We start from the raw sequence: 14,899 nt of genomic DNA on the forward strand, positions 1-14,899 counted from the left end.
AGTCTAAGCCCCTCGGAATTATTCTTGGCGCAGCAGGAGTTGTTGGGCTTGGCTGGGGGTCAGGCGTTGGCCATCCAGCTCAATTTGTAGCACCTTGTCGGAGGATGGTTGCAGTGTGGTACTGCCCTGGCGGTGGTCTTTAGAACGCCCCTGATTTTGCCAAAGGCGGTTCATTTCTGAGGATGCAAAGCCAGTGGTCGGGGAAATGGGATTAAAGAGCGGGGGCAGAGGAGTGGCCAACGTGGCAAGGGGGTAGAATATCGCCGTCAGCGCTACGCTCATTCGCAGTAGACGGGTCATCAATCAATACCTCCTAGGAGCGATCGCAAGGGGAATTTCCCCTACCTACATCTTAGAAGCTCTTGGAAACTGCAAAATCCTTGCCCTGGAGAACTATCTTGGCGGCGCGTCTGGCTAATGTGAACTGAAATGCTGTAGCTAGATGACAATAGATGCAAGCAAAAATTCACGAGGTAAGTGAGGTTTGCAATGAAGCGCTTACCCATAGAAAAAAATTGTGGTGCAGCCCCATATCCCCTACTTGATTCGCGAGCGGAAGCAAGGTGGAGAAAGAGGTCCGTCCCACACATTGGTGACTTAGGCAGCGCGTTTGACCAAGGAGCGAATGACGTTGTCTTTCATCATCAATAGGCGAGAGGCTTGCAACAGTAGCTCACGAGCTTCCTGAAGGCTCATGGCACTCACTTGCTCCTCCATGACCCGCATTTGAAACTCCTGTTCAAAGCTGAGGTCAACATTCAGTTCGGGGAAGCGTTGCTCCATAGAACGTACTCCTTATTCCATGTCATCGGGTATAGGTGTTAAAAAATATAACAAACACATTGACAAAGTTGCCACTCAATGGATATCACCTGCGCAAAGGATAAAATGTTCAGTATGAACGATTTCACGAAATTCTTGATCCGTTTCATAAATGAGACCTGATAGACTGAGCTAAAATTCAAGTTCAATGATGAGGACGGCAAGATGCGGTTGGCAGATGTCGCCGAACGGTTTGGGGCAACCCTCGACTGTCCAGAGCAAGGCGATCGCCCGGTGTTGGGGGTAGCCCCCCTAGAAACAGCAACAGCAACGGATATTTCTTTTCTGGCCAATCCTAAGTACACCGCCCTGTTGCAGATCACCCAAGCGGCTGCTGTGTTTGTGCGTCCCGACTTTCAAGGGGAGGCGGCCTGTCCTCTGCTGCGGGTGCCCCATCCCTACCTTGCCTTTGCCAAGTGTATTGAATGGTTTTACCCGCAACCCAAACCTGCCGCCAAAATTCACCCGACAGCAATTCTGGGAGCTGATGTGGTTTTGGGAGCTGAGGTCACGATTGGTGCTTATACGGTGATTGGCGATCGCGTCCGCATTGGCGATCGCACGGTCATTGATAGCCATTGCACCCTTTACGACGATGTGGTCATTGGCTCAGACTGTCGTATCTACAGCCACTGTGCCCTGCGGGAGCGAGTGCAACTGGGCGATCGCGTCATCTTGCAAAACAGCGTGGTTTTAGGGAGTGATGGCTTTGGCTATGTCCCCCTGGCGGATGGTCGTCACTACAAAATTCCCCAAGTGGGCACCGTGGTCATTGGCAATGATGTGGAAATTGGTGCTGGCACAACGATTGATCGCGCCACCCTTGGGGAGACCACCGTGGCAAATGGCACAAAAATTGACAACCTGACGATGGTGGCTCACAACTGCACCATTGGTGAAAATGCCATTCTCTGTGCCCAAGTGGGGTTGGCAGGCTCGACCCACATTGGTAATCACGTGGTCTTGGCTGGGCAGGTGGGGGCAGCGGGTCATTTGACCATTGGCGATCGCACTGTTGTCTCCGCCAAATCCGGCATTAGTAGCTCGGTACCGCCAGATAGCCGCATGGGGGGGATCCCGGCGATGGATCAAACCCTCTACCTCAAGGTCTCAGCCGCAGTGAAGCAATTGCCAGAGCTCCTCAAGCGAGTGCGCAAATTGGAAGCTAAGGTGGGGGAATAGCATCGATACTCTAGCCACCCTCTATAGTGGAATTAAGGACTAGCGTTGCCCTGTCTAGCCCTTATCAGAGGGTGAGGGAAAATGAGTCACATCAATCTGCGGCACTAAGTCTATGACTCCTCCAGCGGCAATTCGATTACTGCCCAGCGATCAAAAACTGTTCCAAGACCTCCTTGGCTATCATGAGCTCACAACCAAGGCAGAAAGACAGGCGGCCTTGATCTCCTTGCTTCAGCGCGATCGCGCCCAAGTCATTGTCAAAAGTCTTGCCCAAGCTGCCTTTCCCCAAACCGCCTTTAATGTTGCTCTTTGGATGCTCAACCATGACTTGGTGACACTCGATTGGCTCTACGACATCACCTACCGCATTTCAACCCAAGGCTGCCAAGAAACAATTGATCTGAGGTTGCTCTACACGAGCCTCCAACACTTAAGTCCGGGGGATGCCGCCATTGTTCTAGGCCAAACCGATGCTGCCCTTAAGGCCATTCGTCTGGATGACTTAGACCTAGCCACCTTAATTACGACATTGGAACCGGGGATGGCCATTAGTTTGCTCTCTTGGTTTGTCACCTTCAAGAAAATTACGACAGTGGATCTAGAGTACATCAGTCAAATCGTCCAGAAGGTAAAACCGACTGCCGCGCCGCCCCAAGAGACCACTGAAATCCACTCTCAGCCCCTTGTCCCTGAGCCCCATATCATTGAACTCACCCTCGAAGACAAATTGCTAGAGTTAAATTTGCAATTGGGAGGCACAGAAACAGAAATCCTACCTAAGGTTTTGGATCGCTTTTTGTTTCGGCGTACCCGCGAAGATAAGGTGGTCTATCGTCCCAATACACAGGTGGTACGCCTAGCCTGCGTCGGCGGAGAGCGCCGCGACATTCCAGTGCCAGTGCGCAGTGCCAAAACGTGGCCACCGGGAGTCTATGTGATCTATCGCGAGCAGGAATCCCTTCAACTGATGCGCTTGCCGGATAATGAGTTCTACGAAATTTTGCCCTTTGGGCCTGATCCCTATCTGCGTGCCGAAACGATCGCCCGCCTGGTCAAGGAAGGACAGCCCTAGCTATAGACAGGCAGTGTGAAGTGGAAGCAACTGCCTTTCCCCGGTTGGGAGTCCACCCAAATCTGGCCATAGTGCATGCGAATAATCTGGCGGCAAAGGGCAAGGCCAATGCCATAGCCTTCAATGGCGCGATCGCGATCGAGGCGAACCGTTTCGCCAAAAATTTTCTCCTGCTGTTCAATGGGAATACCCGGGCCGGTGTCACAGACGGTAACTTGCACCTTTTGGGTCATGCGATGAAAAGCACTCAGGTGAATTTTGCCCCCTGCGGGAGTGTATTTACAGGCATTGTCCAGTAGGTTGACCAGCACCTGACGAATGCGACTGCCATCGCCATAGACCAAAGGTAAATCCAAAGGAATATCGGTGGTAAAGTGCTGCTTTTTACGCTCAAAATTTAAGCGGACCTCCTCAGCGGTTTCTTGGCACAGTTTTCGCAAATCCAGTTGCCGTGCTATAACTTGCAGCTTGTCCTGCGGGCCGCGGGCCGCCAAGAGTAGGTCCGTAATTAGTTGTCCCATGACTTGAGTTTGGCCGCGGGCATGGTGAAACAGCCGCTGCACCTCTTCAAGATTGAGTTTCTGGCACATCTCCTCCTGAAGGTTGGACTCTAGGGTTTCAAGGGCAATCCCAACAGCAGTGAGGGGGTTACGCAACTCATGAGCCAGCAAGCCAATAATCCGATCTTTGAATTGCAGTTGTTCGGCCAGGTGATCGCGTTCTTGACGCAGTTGAAACAGCTCATCCTTAAGGCGGCTGAGTTCTATAGAGCAATCTGACTGCTCCGCTGCCGACTTTTGCATATCTGCCTGTAGGCAAAGGGCCACTTCCCGCTGCCAGCGCGGCCACCAATAGTCCACCTTTTGCAGGAGCTTACGACCCGCGAGGGTTTGGCGCGGCTCAGGACGGACTTTAATCAAGGCAGGCGTGGCAACTAGCTTATACTCCTCTAGGAGGTAGGGTTGCTCACCAATGGGCACCACTTTTAGTTCAAAGCTAAAGTTCGAGGGCAGTTGCTGAATGTGAGCTTGAATGGCAGCGGTTTCCTCTTCATCGCCCGGACGATTGGCAACAAACAGGAGCAAACTGAGCGGCGGTGTCGTTTCTTGGGGAGAACTGGCATCCGCAGACGCTTTCATTGAATCACCGGCGAGTATTCTTAAGGGCAGTGAATTGCGCTTCCTAGAGGGGAAACACTAGAGAGGATGCTTAAAGAGTAACTAACATAAAGGTTAACTGAAATGTTAGCGGATTCTCATCCGGAGCCCAGCCTAGGAGCGCTGGCCATCCCGCCGTCCGAGTTCGTAAATTGCCCCAGCGATGGTTGCCATCAGGCCTAAACTCAAGGCCCAACTTTGACCCAAGCCCAAACTACAGAGGATAAAGCAACCCGTACCCACAAGAATAAAGGGAATGAGCCCCACCATCCCTGCCCAGAATTCGGCACTTTGGTTTGCCTCACCCCCTAGCCACATCACTAAACGCTGCATGAAGGCTTGCCCCGTGGGATAAAACCCCCAGTAGAGGGCGATCGCCCACAGACCAGACCCCGCAATGGCAATGGGGGAGAAAGAAACCTGTGGCAAATTGGGAATCATAGGAGTCCTTGAAAAATCTTGGGATCAAACATTTCTCGGAGAGATAAATAGTAGGGTGTAAACACACTTGTATCATGCCCAGTGGCACGGGTTTGTATTTCCTTACCCAAAAGGTGCACCATTTGAAACACCAGCTCCCATGTCACCTTCAGAGAAGGATACAGCATCAAACAGAGGGGAAAAAGTTCCCGTTGCAGTGCCTCAAGGCTTTGCTCTAAAAGACACACCCAAAGGTAGATTTGGAACATCTCAACATCGCGAATACTGGAAACGCGCACACTGGCTTGGGTTAAAGGGCCACTAAAACAGCGGTGCTGGGGGTTGAGTTCGGCAACACGGTGACAAATGGCGGTGGCGATCGCTGTGCTCTGGGGCAACAGATGGCGCACTAAAGCCAAGGCAGGATCAGTGTAGTCGTAGTTGGCTGCTGCGCTATAGGCGCGGTGCAAGGGCATGTAGAGGTGATCATCAATGACCTTGAAGAAGCTACTGAGGATGGAACGTTGGCTTGGGGGTGCTACTTCCAGCAGTAATACCCCCGTGTGATGAAATTGCAGACTCACAAAGCCAATCACTCGGGGATCGACCGCTGTATAGCGGCTGCGGATCTCACTGACGGCACTGCCTATCTTGGCAGTCATTTGCGGGGTGCCCTTGCCAGCTGCGTAGAGTTTCAGAGTGCGCTGATAAATGTCATGAATGTCTTTGGAGATGCTCCAGGGATCCACCAGTTCCGCTGGGATGCCATGGCGAATCATCTCTCCAGCCAAAAAGCCTTCGGTGCGCTGCCAAGCCTTGACGCTGGCATTCCGCAGTTCGGCCAAGAGTCGGGGAGCCACCGCTGCCGGATCATCCTCCGCAAGGGCAGTGGTGTTGAGGTTGGTGATATAGCGCTTTGCCCAAGCCTGTGCCAGACTAGTCAAGGAAGTGGTGTGCGGCGCGATCGCGTTCGATCCATCAGTGGTATTCAACAGGAGCACCTCCACCCTTATTGAACAGGGCTATGACTATACGCAGAACTGATGTTAAGAATTGTAACTTACTTTAAGCTGATCCGGCCACGCTGAACCATGACCCTCGTTGGCTGTTACTGCCTATACTGTTACGCTGCCCTATAGCAGCAACATCTTTGGAGAGACCGGATGGACTGGCAATCCTTGGCCGTAAGTTTTGCGATTGTTTTCTTATCGGAACTGGGGGACAAAAGTCAACTGGTGGCGATTACTTTAGGGAGTAATGCCCGCTCTGCTACTGCCGTGTTTTTAGGGGTCGCCTCTGGCTTGGTGTGTACAACGTTTTTGGGTGTGCTTTTGGGCAGTGGGATGGCCACATTGATCCCCGTTAAGGTGGTCAAGGCGATCGCTGCAATGATGTTTGCGTTTCTGGGTTTTTATTTGCTATCTCAAACAACGGCTGACAGCCTTGACAAGGAGCAAATTTGATTATAGCCAGAGGATTGATTATCATAGTGACTACAGGTTAGCAAATGGATAATCCTGAAGCTGCGATTAAATCGCAATAGGCTACTTAACTAAGCAAAATCTGCTGTTTGAGTTTTATTTTTTAGGATAGCGCCGTGTTCACGTCTCCTGCTCCCAGTTCTCTACCCCCCATTCGTTCCCTTGAGGATGCGATTGATCGCTGTCAACGCCTAGGACTGCGCCTTAGTCGGCAGCGGCGTGCTATTCTCGAACTGCTCTGGGATGCTAAGGATCACCTGTCAGCACGGCAGATCTACGATCGCCTGAATCAAGCGGGCAAAGACATCGGCCATACTTCTGTGTATCAAAATCTGGAAGCCCTTTCAGAGCATGGCATCATTGAGTGCGTTGAGCGCGCCGATGGCCGTCTTTACGGCAATATCAGTGATAGCCACAGCCATGTAAATTGTCTCGATAGCCAGAAGATTATTGACGTTCACGTTGAGCTACCTCCCTCTCTCATTGCTGAGATTGAAGCAAAAACTGGTGTGAAAATTGTTGACTATCGCATTGATTTTTACGGTTATCAAAACACTGAGCCAAGGGCCCAAGGATAACTGCCGTGGCCAATCCCCAACATCTTCAGCTTCTTAAGCAGGGGGTTACCGCTTGGAATCAATGGCGGGAGCAAAACAGTGATATTTGCCCTGATCTGGGACAGGCGGATCTCACTGGCGCCAATTTAGAGCTGTACAACCTCACCAATGCCAATCTCGATCAGGCAAATTTAGCGGGGGCTGATCTGCGCAACGCTCTGCTCAAGGATGCTTACATGGTAGGAGCCAACCTCTACATGAGTGACCTGATTGAGGCAGATTTGCAGGGTGCCTGTTTACAGCGAGCCACCTTGGCGGGTGCCGATCTCTACAAGTCCAACATTGCTATGGCCGATCTGCGCCAAGCCAACTTAGTGGGCACGCTACTGCGGCGAGTGAGTTTAATAGAGTCAACCCTTGCCTATGCCAACCTCACCCGTGCCAATCTTTTTCAGGCCAACCTGCACTTAGCTGATCTCAGGGGTGCAGTTTTGCAGGAGGCGATTCTCGAAAGCGCCAGTCTCATTGAGGCGAACTTTGAATATGCCGTTCTCATTGCTGCCAAGATGTCAAAGGCCAATGCCCGCCGTGCCAACTTTAAGGGAGCAAACCTCTACAAAGCAGAAATGGATGGCATGGATCTGCGGGATGCGATTCTCGATAAAGCTTAGAACCAACAACTTGTGAAAAGACAAGGTTCGGGCTACGTTAGAGGTGAATCATCCTCGCCTATTTGGAACTCGAAAGGAGTGCCTGTGACTAAAAACATCCGTAACACAGCGCGTATGGTTCTTGGTGTGATTTTTGGAATTATTGGGGTTGTGGGCTTTATCTTACCCCTAGTGCCAGGAACGCCTTTTTTGCTGATGGCGGCAGCTTGTTTTAATTCTATGGAACCCGAGGAGACCTCCAGTGCCCAAGGGAATGAATCGCCACCCGTGGCATGAAATACTTTTTCCTCACTGAGGGGTGGCACATTGGCCGTGTGTGGGAACCCCAAGGCCTCTGGAATGAGCAAGCGTGGCGGCGATCGCCCGTGATCACCCGTACCTGCCTCTACATCCTAGAGGGGGAAGAAAAGCTCTGGCTTTACCAAGTGGAGGACATGGTTCTTATGGTGGAAGTCAAGCCGAGCCATCCTGATCCTGCCTCAACTATTGGCCAAGTGGTGCTAAAGCGCCTGATGAGTGCAGAGGATGTGCTGACGTACCTGTGTACCACCCCTGCGATTTCCAAAATTCAAGTGGAGCGAACCTCCCCCTCAGGCGATCGCCCCTAGGGAGTGTTAAGCCCTTGGCACAACTGAGTAAAGAACTGAATCAAAGCGGGCGCCCATGATCGCCATTTGGGGTAAACTAGTTCGATGTTGTTGCCAACCGATGCAAACGTATTGGGCAACTAAACCCTAGACTTTTGTGAGCGATTAATTTTTAAGGTGTCCTTTGGTTGCAAATTCCGCTGCCTGCCTTGATGGCAAGTCCTTAGCCCAGTCTATTGAACGCCAGTTGGCTGACCATGTGCGGACGTTTCAAGCCCAGTGGGGGCGATCGCCTGGATTAGCGGTGTTGCGAGTTGGCGATGATCCCGCCAGTGCGGTGTATGTCCGTGCCAAGGAACAGGCCTGTGGCCGCGTCGGGATTCAATCCTTTGGTGCCCACCTGCCGGCCACTATCACAGAAGCAGCTCTCTTGGCCAAAATCACTGAGCTCAATCAAGACGAACGAGTGGATGGCATTCTCCTGCAATTGCCCCTGCCGCCCCACCTTGATCCGCGTCCCCTGCTATACGCCATTCATCCCGATAAAGATGTGGATGGCCTGCATCCAGAAAATCTGGGTCGGCTAGTGCGCGATGAACCGGGACTGCGCAGTTGTACGCCCGCGGGGGTGATGCAGTTGTTGGCCGCCTATGGCATTGATGTTGTAGGTCGCTCAGCAGTGGTCGTGGGTCGCAGTATTTTGGTCGGTAAGCCCCTGGCGCTGATGTTGCTCAGTGCCAATGCAACGGTGACGATCGCCCACTCACGCACCCCTGAGCTCGCCAGTGTCACCCGTCGTGCCGAGATTTTAGTCACAGCGATGGGGCAGCCGCGGCGCATTACGGCCGATATGATCCGACCAGGGGCAGTGGTCATTGATGTGGGCATTAATCGCATTCAACGCTCCGATGGCAAATCAAGTCTCTGGGGCGATGTGGACTACGAGGCTGCCTGTGGGGTGGCCAGTTATATTACCCCTGTTCCGGGGGGCGTAGGTCCGATGACCGTTGCCATGTTGTTGCACAATACTGTATGGAGCTACTGTCGCCGTCACAACTGGCACCAGCCCCTCCTTTCCTTGACCTCTATGCCGCCCGCACGCTGAGGAGTTGTTCATGATTTCCGCTGATCCCCCCCAAGTTCATCCCGCCGGCACATTTGATCTCAAGGCCTACCTCAAAGAACGCCAAGCCCTTGTGGAAGCTGCCCTTGAAGCCTCGATTCCGGTGGCCTATCCGGAGAAAATTTACGATGCCATGCGCTATTCACTGATGGCGGGGGGCAAGCGGCTGCGCCCGATTCTCTGTTTGGCCACCTGTGAACTGATGGGGGGCACCGTGGAAATGGCGATGCCCACTGCCTGTGCGTTGGAGATGATCCATACGATGTCGCTGATCCACGATGATCTGCCGGCCATGGACAATGACGACTACCGTCGCGGCAAGCTCACAAATCACAAGGTCTATGGCGAGGATATTGCCATTCTGGCGGGGGATGGCTTATTGGCGTATGCCTTTGAATATGTGGTGGAACAAACCAAAAATGTGCCAGCGGAGTATCTGCTGAAAATTGTGGCGCGGTTGGGGCATGCGGTGGCAGCAACGGGATTGGTCGGTGGTCAAGTGGTGGACTTAGAGTGTGAAGGACAGCCCGACATTGGTCTGGAAACGCTGCATTTTATCCACTCCCACAAAACGGGAGCACTACTGGAGGCCTCTGTGGTTTCTGGGGCATTGCTGACGGGGGCGAATGAATCTGACGTGGCACGCCTGTCCCGCTATGCGGCCAATATTGGCTTGGCATTCCAGATTGTGGATGATATTTTGGATATTACTTCGACCCGCGATGTCCTCGGTAAAACCGTTGGTAAAGATGTGGCTGCCCAAAAAATGACCTACCCGCGCCTGTGGGGTCTGGACAAATCTCGCCAAGAGGCTGAGCGCTTGGTGGCGGAGGCGAAGGCAGAGTTGGCTGTATATGGGGCGGCCGCCATTCCTTTGCAGGCGATCGCCGACTACATTACCAGCCGTAGTCATTAACGATCCCAAAGTGGGTTAGGATGGGCGCAGAGTTTGTCCTTGTCCGTAACCATGATGGACGGTCTTCGTGAGCTACTGGCTAACCATGTCCTCTGGGTTGCTTTCGCCGCAAGCGCGATCGCTCAAATGCTCAAGTTACTGATTGACATTGCCAAGCACCGCAAGCTCAATTTCCGCGTTTTGGTGGAAACCGGTGGCATGCCTAGTTCCCATTCCGCCCTGGTCACGGCTTTGGCGACTGGAGTGGGGCGGCAGCGGGGCTGGGATAGCATTGAGTTTGCAATCGCCATTGTCTTTGCCTGTATTGTCATGTATGATGCCGCTGGGGTACGCCAAGCAGCGGGTAAACAAGCCCGCATTCTCAATCAAATTGTTGATGAATTTTTCCAAGATGGGCACGAATTGGCAGAAGCCCACCTCAAGGAGTTGTTGGGTCACACCCCCATTCAAGTGATTGCCGGTTCCGCCCTGGGGGTGGCGATCGCTTGGCTAGCGGTCTAGAGTTTTGCCTTTATTGCTCTGTCTTGCGACCATAGCAATCCTCAAAGCGGACAATATCATCCTCCCCCAGGTATGACCCCGACTGCACCTCAATCATCTCAAGGGGAATTTTCCCCGGATTGGCCAAACGGTGCACTGCTCCCACGGGAATATAGGTGGACTCATTTTCGGTAAGCAAAAACGTCTTGCCATTGCAGGTGACCTCTGCGGTGCCCCTGACCACAATCCAATGCTCGGCACGATGATGGTGCTGTTGGAGTGAAAGGCTGGCTCCTGGCTTCACCGTAATCCGCTTTACCTGAAAGCGATGACCGGCATCAATGGCATCGTAGTAGCCCCAAGGGCGATAGACCACCCGATGATTATAGGCCTCGCTGCGGTTGCGGGCTTGGAGTTGCTCCACCACCTGTTTCACCTGTTGTGCCGCCTCGCGATGGGCAATCAGAATAGCATCGGCCGTTTCCACCACCGTGAGGTTGTCCACGCCCACCAAGGCAACCAAGCGGTGCTGACTCTGGACAAAGCAGTCTTTGCTGTTACAAACGAGGACATCGCCGCGGCAACTGTTCCCCCATTCATCCTTGGGCATGATCTCCCAGAGACTCGACCAAGACCCCACATCGCTCCAGCCGCAGTCTAGGGGCACGACAGCTGCTTTTTGGGTCTTCTCCATGAGGCCATAATCCACAGAAAGATTGGGGCACTGGTCAAAGGGTTCCTTCGCCAAGCGGATAAAGTCTAAATCCTCCCGTCCCTGCCGCAGTGCCAAGCGGCAATAGTTTAAAATCTCTGGCTGTTGCTGTGCCAGTTCCGCCAAAAAACTCTGGGCCCGGAAGAGAAACATGCCGCTATTCCAAAGATAGTCCCCCTCAGCAAGATAGGCCTCTGCCGTTGCTAAATCGGGCTTCTCCACAAACTCTGCCACGCGATAGGTGTCAGGATCACTGAGGGACTCGCCGCGCCGGATGTAGCCATAGCCGGTGTGGGGAGAAGTGGGCGCAATCCCAAAGGTTACCAACCAATCCTTGGCTGCGGCTGAAAATCCCCGTTGCAGTCCCCACTGAAAATGGGCGACATCCTGAATGAGGTGATCTGCCGGCAGCACCAAGAGAAGGGCATCGCTGGCAAGGACTTCTGTGACGTAGAGGGCAGCAACGGTAATGGCAGGGGCAGTATTGCGCCCTATGGGTTCAAGTAAAATGCGCGTCGGCGTTACCCCCAGCTCCTGGAATTGCTCCGCCACCAGAAAGCGATGGGCTTCATTGGCAACAACAACGGGGGGCTGAAGTTGGGGTAGGCCCTGCAACCGTTGCCAGGTTTGCTGTAGCAGACTCTTGCCTTCGGGAGTTAGGCGCATAAACTGCTTGGGATGGGCTTGTCGCGACAATGGCCAGAGGCGACTTCCTACGCCCCCCGATAGAATGACGGGAATACAGTCCATGCCAAAACTCCCCAGTGGTATTGTGACCCCTAAGGGTAGTTTAACCACAGGCAGCCTACTGTTGACCCACTGCCATTCCCTGATCCCCTAAAATGGAGAACGATTTCTGTGGAGTGTCCTATGGCAATTAAAAAAGGAGATTTGGTGAAGGTTGTTGCTGAAAAGTTGGCCAATAGTCTTGAGGCTCTAGCGAGTGATCACCGCTACCCCCCCTATCTCTTTGAGGGACGGGGCGAGGTGGTGGAAATTCGCGGTGACTATGCCCAGATTAAATTTCCAGTGCCCACTCCCACGGTTTGGCTGCGGCTCAATCAACTTGAGGTTGCCAAATAACCCCCATCAGTGTCTTTTGCTCCTCTGTTCTTCTGGCAGCTAGTGAAGAGTACCAGTGTTAGCAATTTTCAGCGTGTCTGGATATGATGAAGGCAATGCTGTTGCTTAACATTTGGTAATGCTGGTTCAACCTTCGCAACCTCAACGCTGGTTTCAGTGGCTCAAGCAGACACTCTTTTTTGGCCAAGACCCCAGTGGTGAACTCTTAGCCATTTTGCTGGTGTATTTTGTCCAAGGGGTTTTGGGCTTAGCACGGCTGGCCATTAGCTTTTTCTTTAAGGATGAGTTGGGGCTGTCGCCGGCGGAAGTGGCGGCGTTGATGGGTGTGGCTGCGCTGCCCTGGGTGATTAAGCCGGTCTTTGGTCTGGTTTCTGATAGCTTGCCGCTTTTGGGATTTCGCCGCCGCTCCTATCTTGTCCTGGCGGGCTTGCTGGGCTGTGGGGCTTGGTTGAGCCTGGGGACCTGGGTGGCTACCCCTTGGCAGGCAATGGCAGCGATTCTAGCAGCATCGATCGCGATCGCCCTCAGTGATGTGATTGTCGATTCACTGGTGGTTGAACGGGCACGCCAAGAATCCGCCACAGAAATGGGAACTCTACAATCCCTAAGCTGGGCCGCTACTGCTGTGGGGGGCATCCTCACCGCTTACTTTAGTGGCCAACTGCTGCAGTGGTTTAGTCCGCGTACAGTCTTTCAAATTACGGCGGTGTTTCCCCTCTTGGTGTCGGCGGTTGCCTGGGCGATCGCCGAAGCACGGGTCACAGCTCGGCCTCAACTGAGTCAGACTTGGGAGCATATCAACCGTGTGCGCCAAGCCATGATGCAAAAACGGATTTGGTTGCCGGTGGCCTTCCTCTTCCTCTGGCAGGCAACCCCCGGCTCGGAATCCGCTTTCTTTTTCTTTACAACGAATGAGTTGGGCTTTGAGGCGGAGTTTTTGGGGCGGGTGCGCCTTGTCACTAGCATCGCCTCCCTCTTGGGGGTGTGGATTTTTCAGCGGTATTTGAAAACGCTGCCCCTGCGTACCATATTTTTCTGGAGCACGATTCTTTCGGCTTTTTTAGGACTCTCTAGCTTGATTTTGGTCACCCACCTCAATCGCCAATGGGGCATTAGTGACCAGTGGTTTAGCTTGGGTGATAGCTTGATTTTGGCTGTCATGGGGCAAATTGCCTTTATGCCAGTACTGGTCTTGGCGGCGCGGTTGTGTCCGCCGGGGATTGAGGCCACCCTCTTTGCGCTGCTGATGTCCATTAGCAACCTTGCCAATTTGGTCTCCCATGAGTTGGGGGCGCTGCTGACCCACTGGCTGGGGATTACCGAGCACAACTTCGATCGCCTGTGGTTGCTGGTGCTCATTACTAACCTAAGTACGCTATTGCCACTACCGCTGTTGAACTGGTTGCCGCAGCAACTGCCCGCCCCCACCTCTCAATCCGCTGTCGCTGTTGAGTTGGAGCCAAGTGTTCCATGACTGGAGTTTTAGATCGCCCCTACACAATGACCGATTGGCGGGGGGGTACCGAATCCCTGACCCAAGAGTATGACTATTGGATTGAGGATGTCGAAGGCACGGTGCCCCCGGATTTGGTGGGGACCCTCTACCGCAATGGCCCTGGACTGTTGGAGCGCGGCGGAGTGTCCTTAGCCCATCCCTTTGATGGCGACGGCATGATCTGTGCCTTTCGCTTTGAGAAGGGACGGGTACATTTTCGCAATCGCTACGTGCGCACTGCCGGATTTTTGGCGGAGGAAAAGGCCAATCGCCTGCTCTATCGCGGTGTCTTTGGCACCCAAAGGCCGGGCGGCTGGCTCGCCAATTTTCTCGATACCCGTGTCAAAAATATTGCCAATACCCATGTAATCTATTGGGCAGGGAAATTACTGGCGCTCTGGGAAGCAAGCCTGCCCCACCGCCTTGATCCTGTGACCCTAGAAACCATTGGACTCGACAACCTAGGCGGTCTCCTCAAGGAGAGTGATGCCTTTGCAGCGCATCCCCGCTTTGACCCCCAGACGCAGCGGCTGGTGAATTTTGGTGTTAAGCCCGGTCTTAATACCCGCATTAGGCTCTATGAGTTTGATGCCACTGGTCAGTGTGTTTCGCAACCAACATTTCAAATTCCAGGGTTTGCCTTTATCCATGACTTTGCCCTCACCCCCAATTACGCCATTGTTTTTCAAAACCCAGTGCAATTCAATCCCTTGCCCTATCTGCTAGGACTGCGGGGCGCTGCCCAGTGCATTCAATTCAATGCTCAGGAACCGACACGGGTTTGGCTGCTGCCCCGTCGGGGGGGCAGTCCCCAGATGCTGACGATGCCTGCTTGTTTTGTCTTCCACCATGCCAATGCCTACGAAGCGGGGGATGAAATCCACGTGGAGTCCATTGCCTACAGCCACTTTCCCAATTTGGAACCGGGCATGGATTTTCGGGAGGTGAATTTTGCGGCCCTGCCCGCAAGTTTGCTGTGGCGGATCCGGTTGAATCCGAAGACCAAAGCCGTGGACTGGCAGGTGGTGAGCGATCGCCCCTGGCAAGTGACCCGCCTGATCAATCAGCAGGTGAGCGATGTGGCTCAGGGAAACAAGGGCAACCTGAATCTGCAAACGAACATTTTGACCCTGACGGAAAA

The 14,899-nt window shown here is 53.3% G+C and carries 19 protein-coding genes; 13 read left to right on the top strand and 6 right to left on the bottom strand.

Annotated elements, in window-relative coordinates; genetic code table 11:
- Positions 1-18: 18 nt before the first annotated feature.
- Both H8Q75_RS05545 and H8Q75_RS05550 read right to left on the bottom strand, forming a co-directional pair.
- Positions 19-300, bottom strand: coding sequence for a hypothetical protein (locus H8Q75_RS05545; RefSeq protein ID WP_024125508.1), 282 nt, complete (start codon positions 298-300; stop codon positions 19-21).
- Between the two features lie 297 nt (positions 301-597).
- Complete coding sequence (locus tag H8Q75_RS05550; protein ID WP_024125509.1) at positions 598-783, bottom strand: NblA/ycf18 family protein; 186 nt, start codon at positions 781-783, stop codon at positions 598-600.
- 204 nt (positions 784-987) lie between these two features.
- Between H8Q75_RS05550 and lpxD the strand changes: the two genes are divergently transcribed.
- Together lpxD and H8Q75_RS05560 are read left to right on the top strand one after the other, a co-directional pair.
- Positions 988-2,004 (top strand): UDP-3-O-(3-hydroxymyristoyl)glucosamine N-acyltransferase, encoded by a 1,017-nt coding sequence (lpxD, locus tag H8Q75_RS05555; protein WP_024125510.1) that lies wholly within the window; start codon positions 988-990, stop codon positions 2,002-2,004.
- Between the two features lie 112 nt (positions 2,005-2,116).
- Positions 2,117-3,076, top strand: coding sequence for a hypothetical protein (locus H8Q75_RS05560; RefSeq protein WP_297040887.1), 960 nt, complete (start codon positions 2,117-2,119; stop codon positions 3,074-3,076).
- On the opposite strand, the gene H8Q75_RS05565 is transcribed toward H8Q75_RS05560, so the two are convergent.
- The 3 genes from H8Q75_RS05565 to H8Q75_RS05575 form a co-directional block, all read right to left on the bottom strand.
- On the bottom strand, positions 3,073-4,215 hold the full coding sequence (locus tag H8Q75_RS05565) for a histidine kinase (protein ID WP_024125512.1): 1,143 nt from the start codon (positions 4,213-4,215) through the stop codon (positions 3,073-3,075). The genes H8Q75_RS05560 and H8Q75_RS05565 overlap by 4 nt on opposite strands.
- A 132-nt stretch (positions 4,216-4,347) precedes the next feature.
- Positions 4,348-4,662 carry a hypothetical protein gene (locus H8Q75_RS05570; RefSeq protein WP_297040888.1) on the bottom strand — a complete coding sequence of 105 codons (315 nt, stop codon included), beginning with the start codon at positions 4,660-4,662 and terminating at the stop codon, positions 4,348-4,350.
- Between the two features lie 8 nt (positions 4,663-4,670).
- Positions 4,671-5,654: a hypothetical protein gene (locus H8Q75_RS05575; protein WP_297040889.1), complete on the bottom strand. Its 984-nt coding sequence runs from the start codon at positions 5,652-5,654 to the stop codon at positions 4,671-4,673.
- A gap of 162 nt (positions 5,655-5,816) precedes the next feature.
- Between H8Q75_RS05575 and H8Q75_RS05580 the strand changes: the two genes are divergently transcribed.
- The 8 genes from H8Q75_RS05580 (at position 5,817) to H8Q75_RS05615 (ending at position 10,489) form a co-directional block, all read left to right on the top strand.
- On the top strand, positions 5,817-6,116 hold the full coding sequence (locus H8Q75_RS05580) for a TMEM165/GDT1 family protein (protein WP_024125515.1): 300 nt from the start codon (positions 5,817-5,819) through the stop codon (positions 6,114-6,116).
- A 134-nt stretch (positions 6,117-6,250) separates the two neighbouring features.
- Positions 6,251-6,712, top strand: a complete 462-nt coding sequence (locus tag H8Q75_RS05585) for a Fur family transcriptional regulator (protein ID WP_024125516.1) — start codon at positions 6,251-6,253, stop codon at positions 6,710-6,712.
- Between the two features lie 5 nt (positions 6,713-6,717).
- The gene (locus H8Q75_RS05590; RefSeq protein WP_024125517.1) at positions 6,718-7,362 is read left to right on the top strand and encodes a pentapeptide repeat-containing protein; all 645 of its coding nucleotides are present in this window, start codon (positions 6,718-6,720) and stop codon (positions 7,360-7,362) included.
- 84 nt (positions 7,363-7,446) lie between these two features.
- Entirely contained in the window at positions 7,447-7,638 is a 192-nt protein-coding gene (locus tag H8Q75_RS05595; protein WP_041429817.1) for a DUF454 family protein, read from the top strand.
- The gene (locus tag H8Q75_RS05600) at positions 7,635-7,970 is read left to right on the top strand and encodes a hypothetical protein (RefSeq protein ID WP_024125519.1); all 336 of its coding nucleotides are present in this window, start codon (positions 7,635-7,637) and stop codon (positions 7,968-7,970) included. The genes H8Q75_RS05595 and H8Q75_RS05600 overlap by 4 nt, the downstream gene beginning before the upstream one ends.
- Before the next feature lie 163 nt (positions 7,971-8,133).
- Positions 8,134-9,054, top strand: a complete 921-nt coding sequence (gene folD / locus H8Q75_RS05605; RefSeq protein WP_024125520.1) for a bifunctional methylenetetrahydrofolate dehydrogenase/methenyltetrahydrofolate cyclohydrolase FolD — start codon at positions 8,134-8,136, stop codon at positions 9,052-9,054.
- A 10-nt stretch (positions 9,055-9,064) separates the two neighbouring features.
- Positions 9,065-9,988, top strand: a complete 924-nt coding sequence (gene crtE / locus H8Q75_RS05610) for a geranylgeranyl diphosphate synthase CrtE (RefSeq protein ID WP_024125521.1) — start codon at positions 9,065-9,067, stop codon at positions 9,986-9,988.
- A gap of 54 nt (positions 9,989-10,042) precedes the next feature.
- Complete coding sequence (locus H8Q75_RS05615; RefSeq protein ID WP_041429222.1) at positions 10,043-10,489, top strand: divergent PAP2 family protein; 447 nt, start codon at positions 10,043-10,045, stop codon at positions 10,487-10,489.
- Between the two features lie 10 nt (positions 10,490-10,499).
- Here the strand turns inward: H8Q75_RS05615 and H8Q75_RS05620 are convergent, their stop codons facing one another.
- Positions 10,500-11,930, bottom strand: coding sequence for a mannose-1-phosphate guanylyltransferase/mannose-6-phosphate isomerase (locus H8Q75_RS05620; protein ID WP_024125523.1), 1,431 nt, complete (start codon positions 11,928-11,930; stop codon positions 10,500-10,502).
- Positions 11,931-12,050: 120 nt separating this feature from the next.
- Here H8Q75_RS05620 and ndhO point away from each other — a divergent pair, with 120 nt between their 5' ends.
- From ndhO to H8Q75_RS05635, 3 genes are all read left to right on the top strand, one after another.
- Complete coding sequence (ndhO, locus tag H8Q75_RS05625) at positions 12,051-12,263, top strand: photosynthetic/respiratory NAD(P)H-quinone oxidoreductase subunit O (RefSeq protein WP_297040890.1); 213 nt, start codon at positions 12,051-12,053, stop codon at positions 12,261-12,263.
- Positions 12,264-12,381: 118 nt separating this feature from the next.
- A complete protein-coding gene (locus H8Q75_RS05630; protein ID WP_024125525.1) occupies positions 12,382-13,737 on the top strand; it encodes a folate/biopterin family MFS transporter in 1,356 nt (451 codons plus the stop codon).
- The coding region (locus H8Q75_RS05635; protein ID WP_297040891.1) for a carotenoid oxygenase family protein at positions 13,734-14,899 on the top strand (1,166 nt) is incomplete at its 3' end. The genes H8Q75_RS05630 and H8Q75_RS05635, both read left to right, overlap by 4 nt.

The organism is Thermosynechococcus sp. OHK43 (assembly GCF_014466085.1).
GTDB lineage: Bacteria > Cyanobacteriota > Cyanobacteriia > Thermosynechococcales > Thermosynechococcaceae > Thermosynechococcus.

Coding starts and splice junctions, on each gene's coding strand:
- H8Q75_RS05545 (WP_024125508.1), bottom strand. CDS start 300: ATGACCCGTCTACTGCGAATGAGCGTAGCGCTGACGGCGATATTCTAC.
- H8Q75_RS05550 (WP_024125509.1), bottom strand. CDS start 783: ATGGAGCAACGCTTCCCCGAACTGAATGTTGACCTCAGCTTTGAACAG.
- lpxD (WP_024125510.1), top strand. CDS start 988: ATGCGGTTGGCAGATGTCGCCGAACGGTTTGGGGCAACCCTCGACTGT.
- H8Q75_RS05560 (WP_297040887.1), top strand. CDS start 2,117: ATGACTCCTCCAGCGGCAATTCGATTACTGCCCAGCGATCAAAAACTG.
- H8Q75_RS05565 (WP_024125512.1), bottom strand. CDS start 4,215: ATGAAAGCGTCTGCGGATGCCAGTTCTCCCCAAGAAACGACACCGCCG.
- H8Q75_RS05580 (WP_024125515.1), top strand. CDS start 5,817: ATGGACTGGCAATCCTTGGCCGTAAGTTTTGCGATTGTTTTCTTATCG.
- H8Q75_RS05600 (WP_024125519.1), top strand. CDS start 7,635: ATGAAATACTTTTTCCTCACTGAGGGGTGGCACATTGGCCGTGTGTGG.
- crtE (WP_024125521.1), top strand. CDS start 9,065: ATGATTTCCGCTGATCCCCCCCAAGTTCATCCCGCCGGCACATTTGAT.
- H8Q75_RS05615 (WP_041429222.1), top strand. CDS start 10,043: ATGGACGGTCTTCGTGAGCTACTGGCTAACCATGTCCTCTGGGTTGCT.
- H8Q75_RS05620 (WP_024125523.1), bottom strand. CDS start 11,930: ATGGACTGTATTCCCGTCATTCTATCGGGGGGCGTAGGAAGTCGCCTC.
- ndhO (WP_297040890.1), top strand. CDS start 12,051: ATGGCAATTAAAAAAGGAGATTTGGTGAAGGTTGTTGCTGAAAAGTTG.
- H8Q75_RS05630 (WP_024125525.1), top strand. CDS start 12,382: ATGCTGGTTCAACCTTCGCAACCTCAACGCTGGTTTCAGTGGCTCAAG.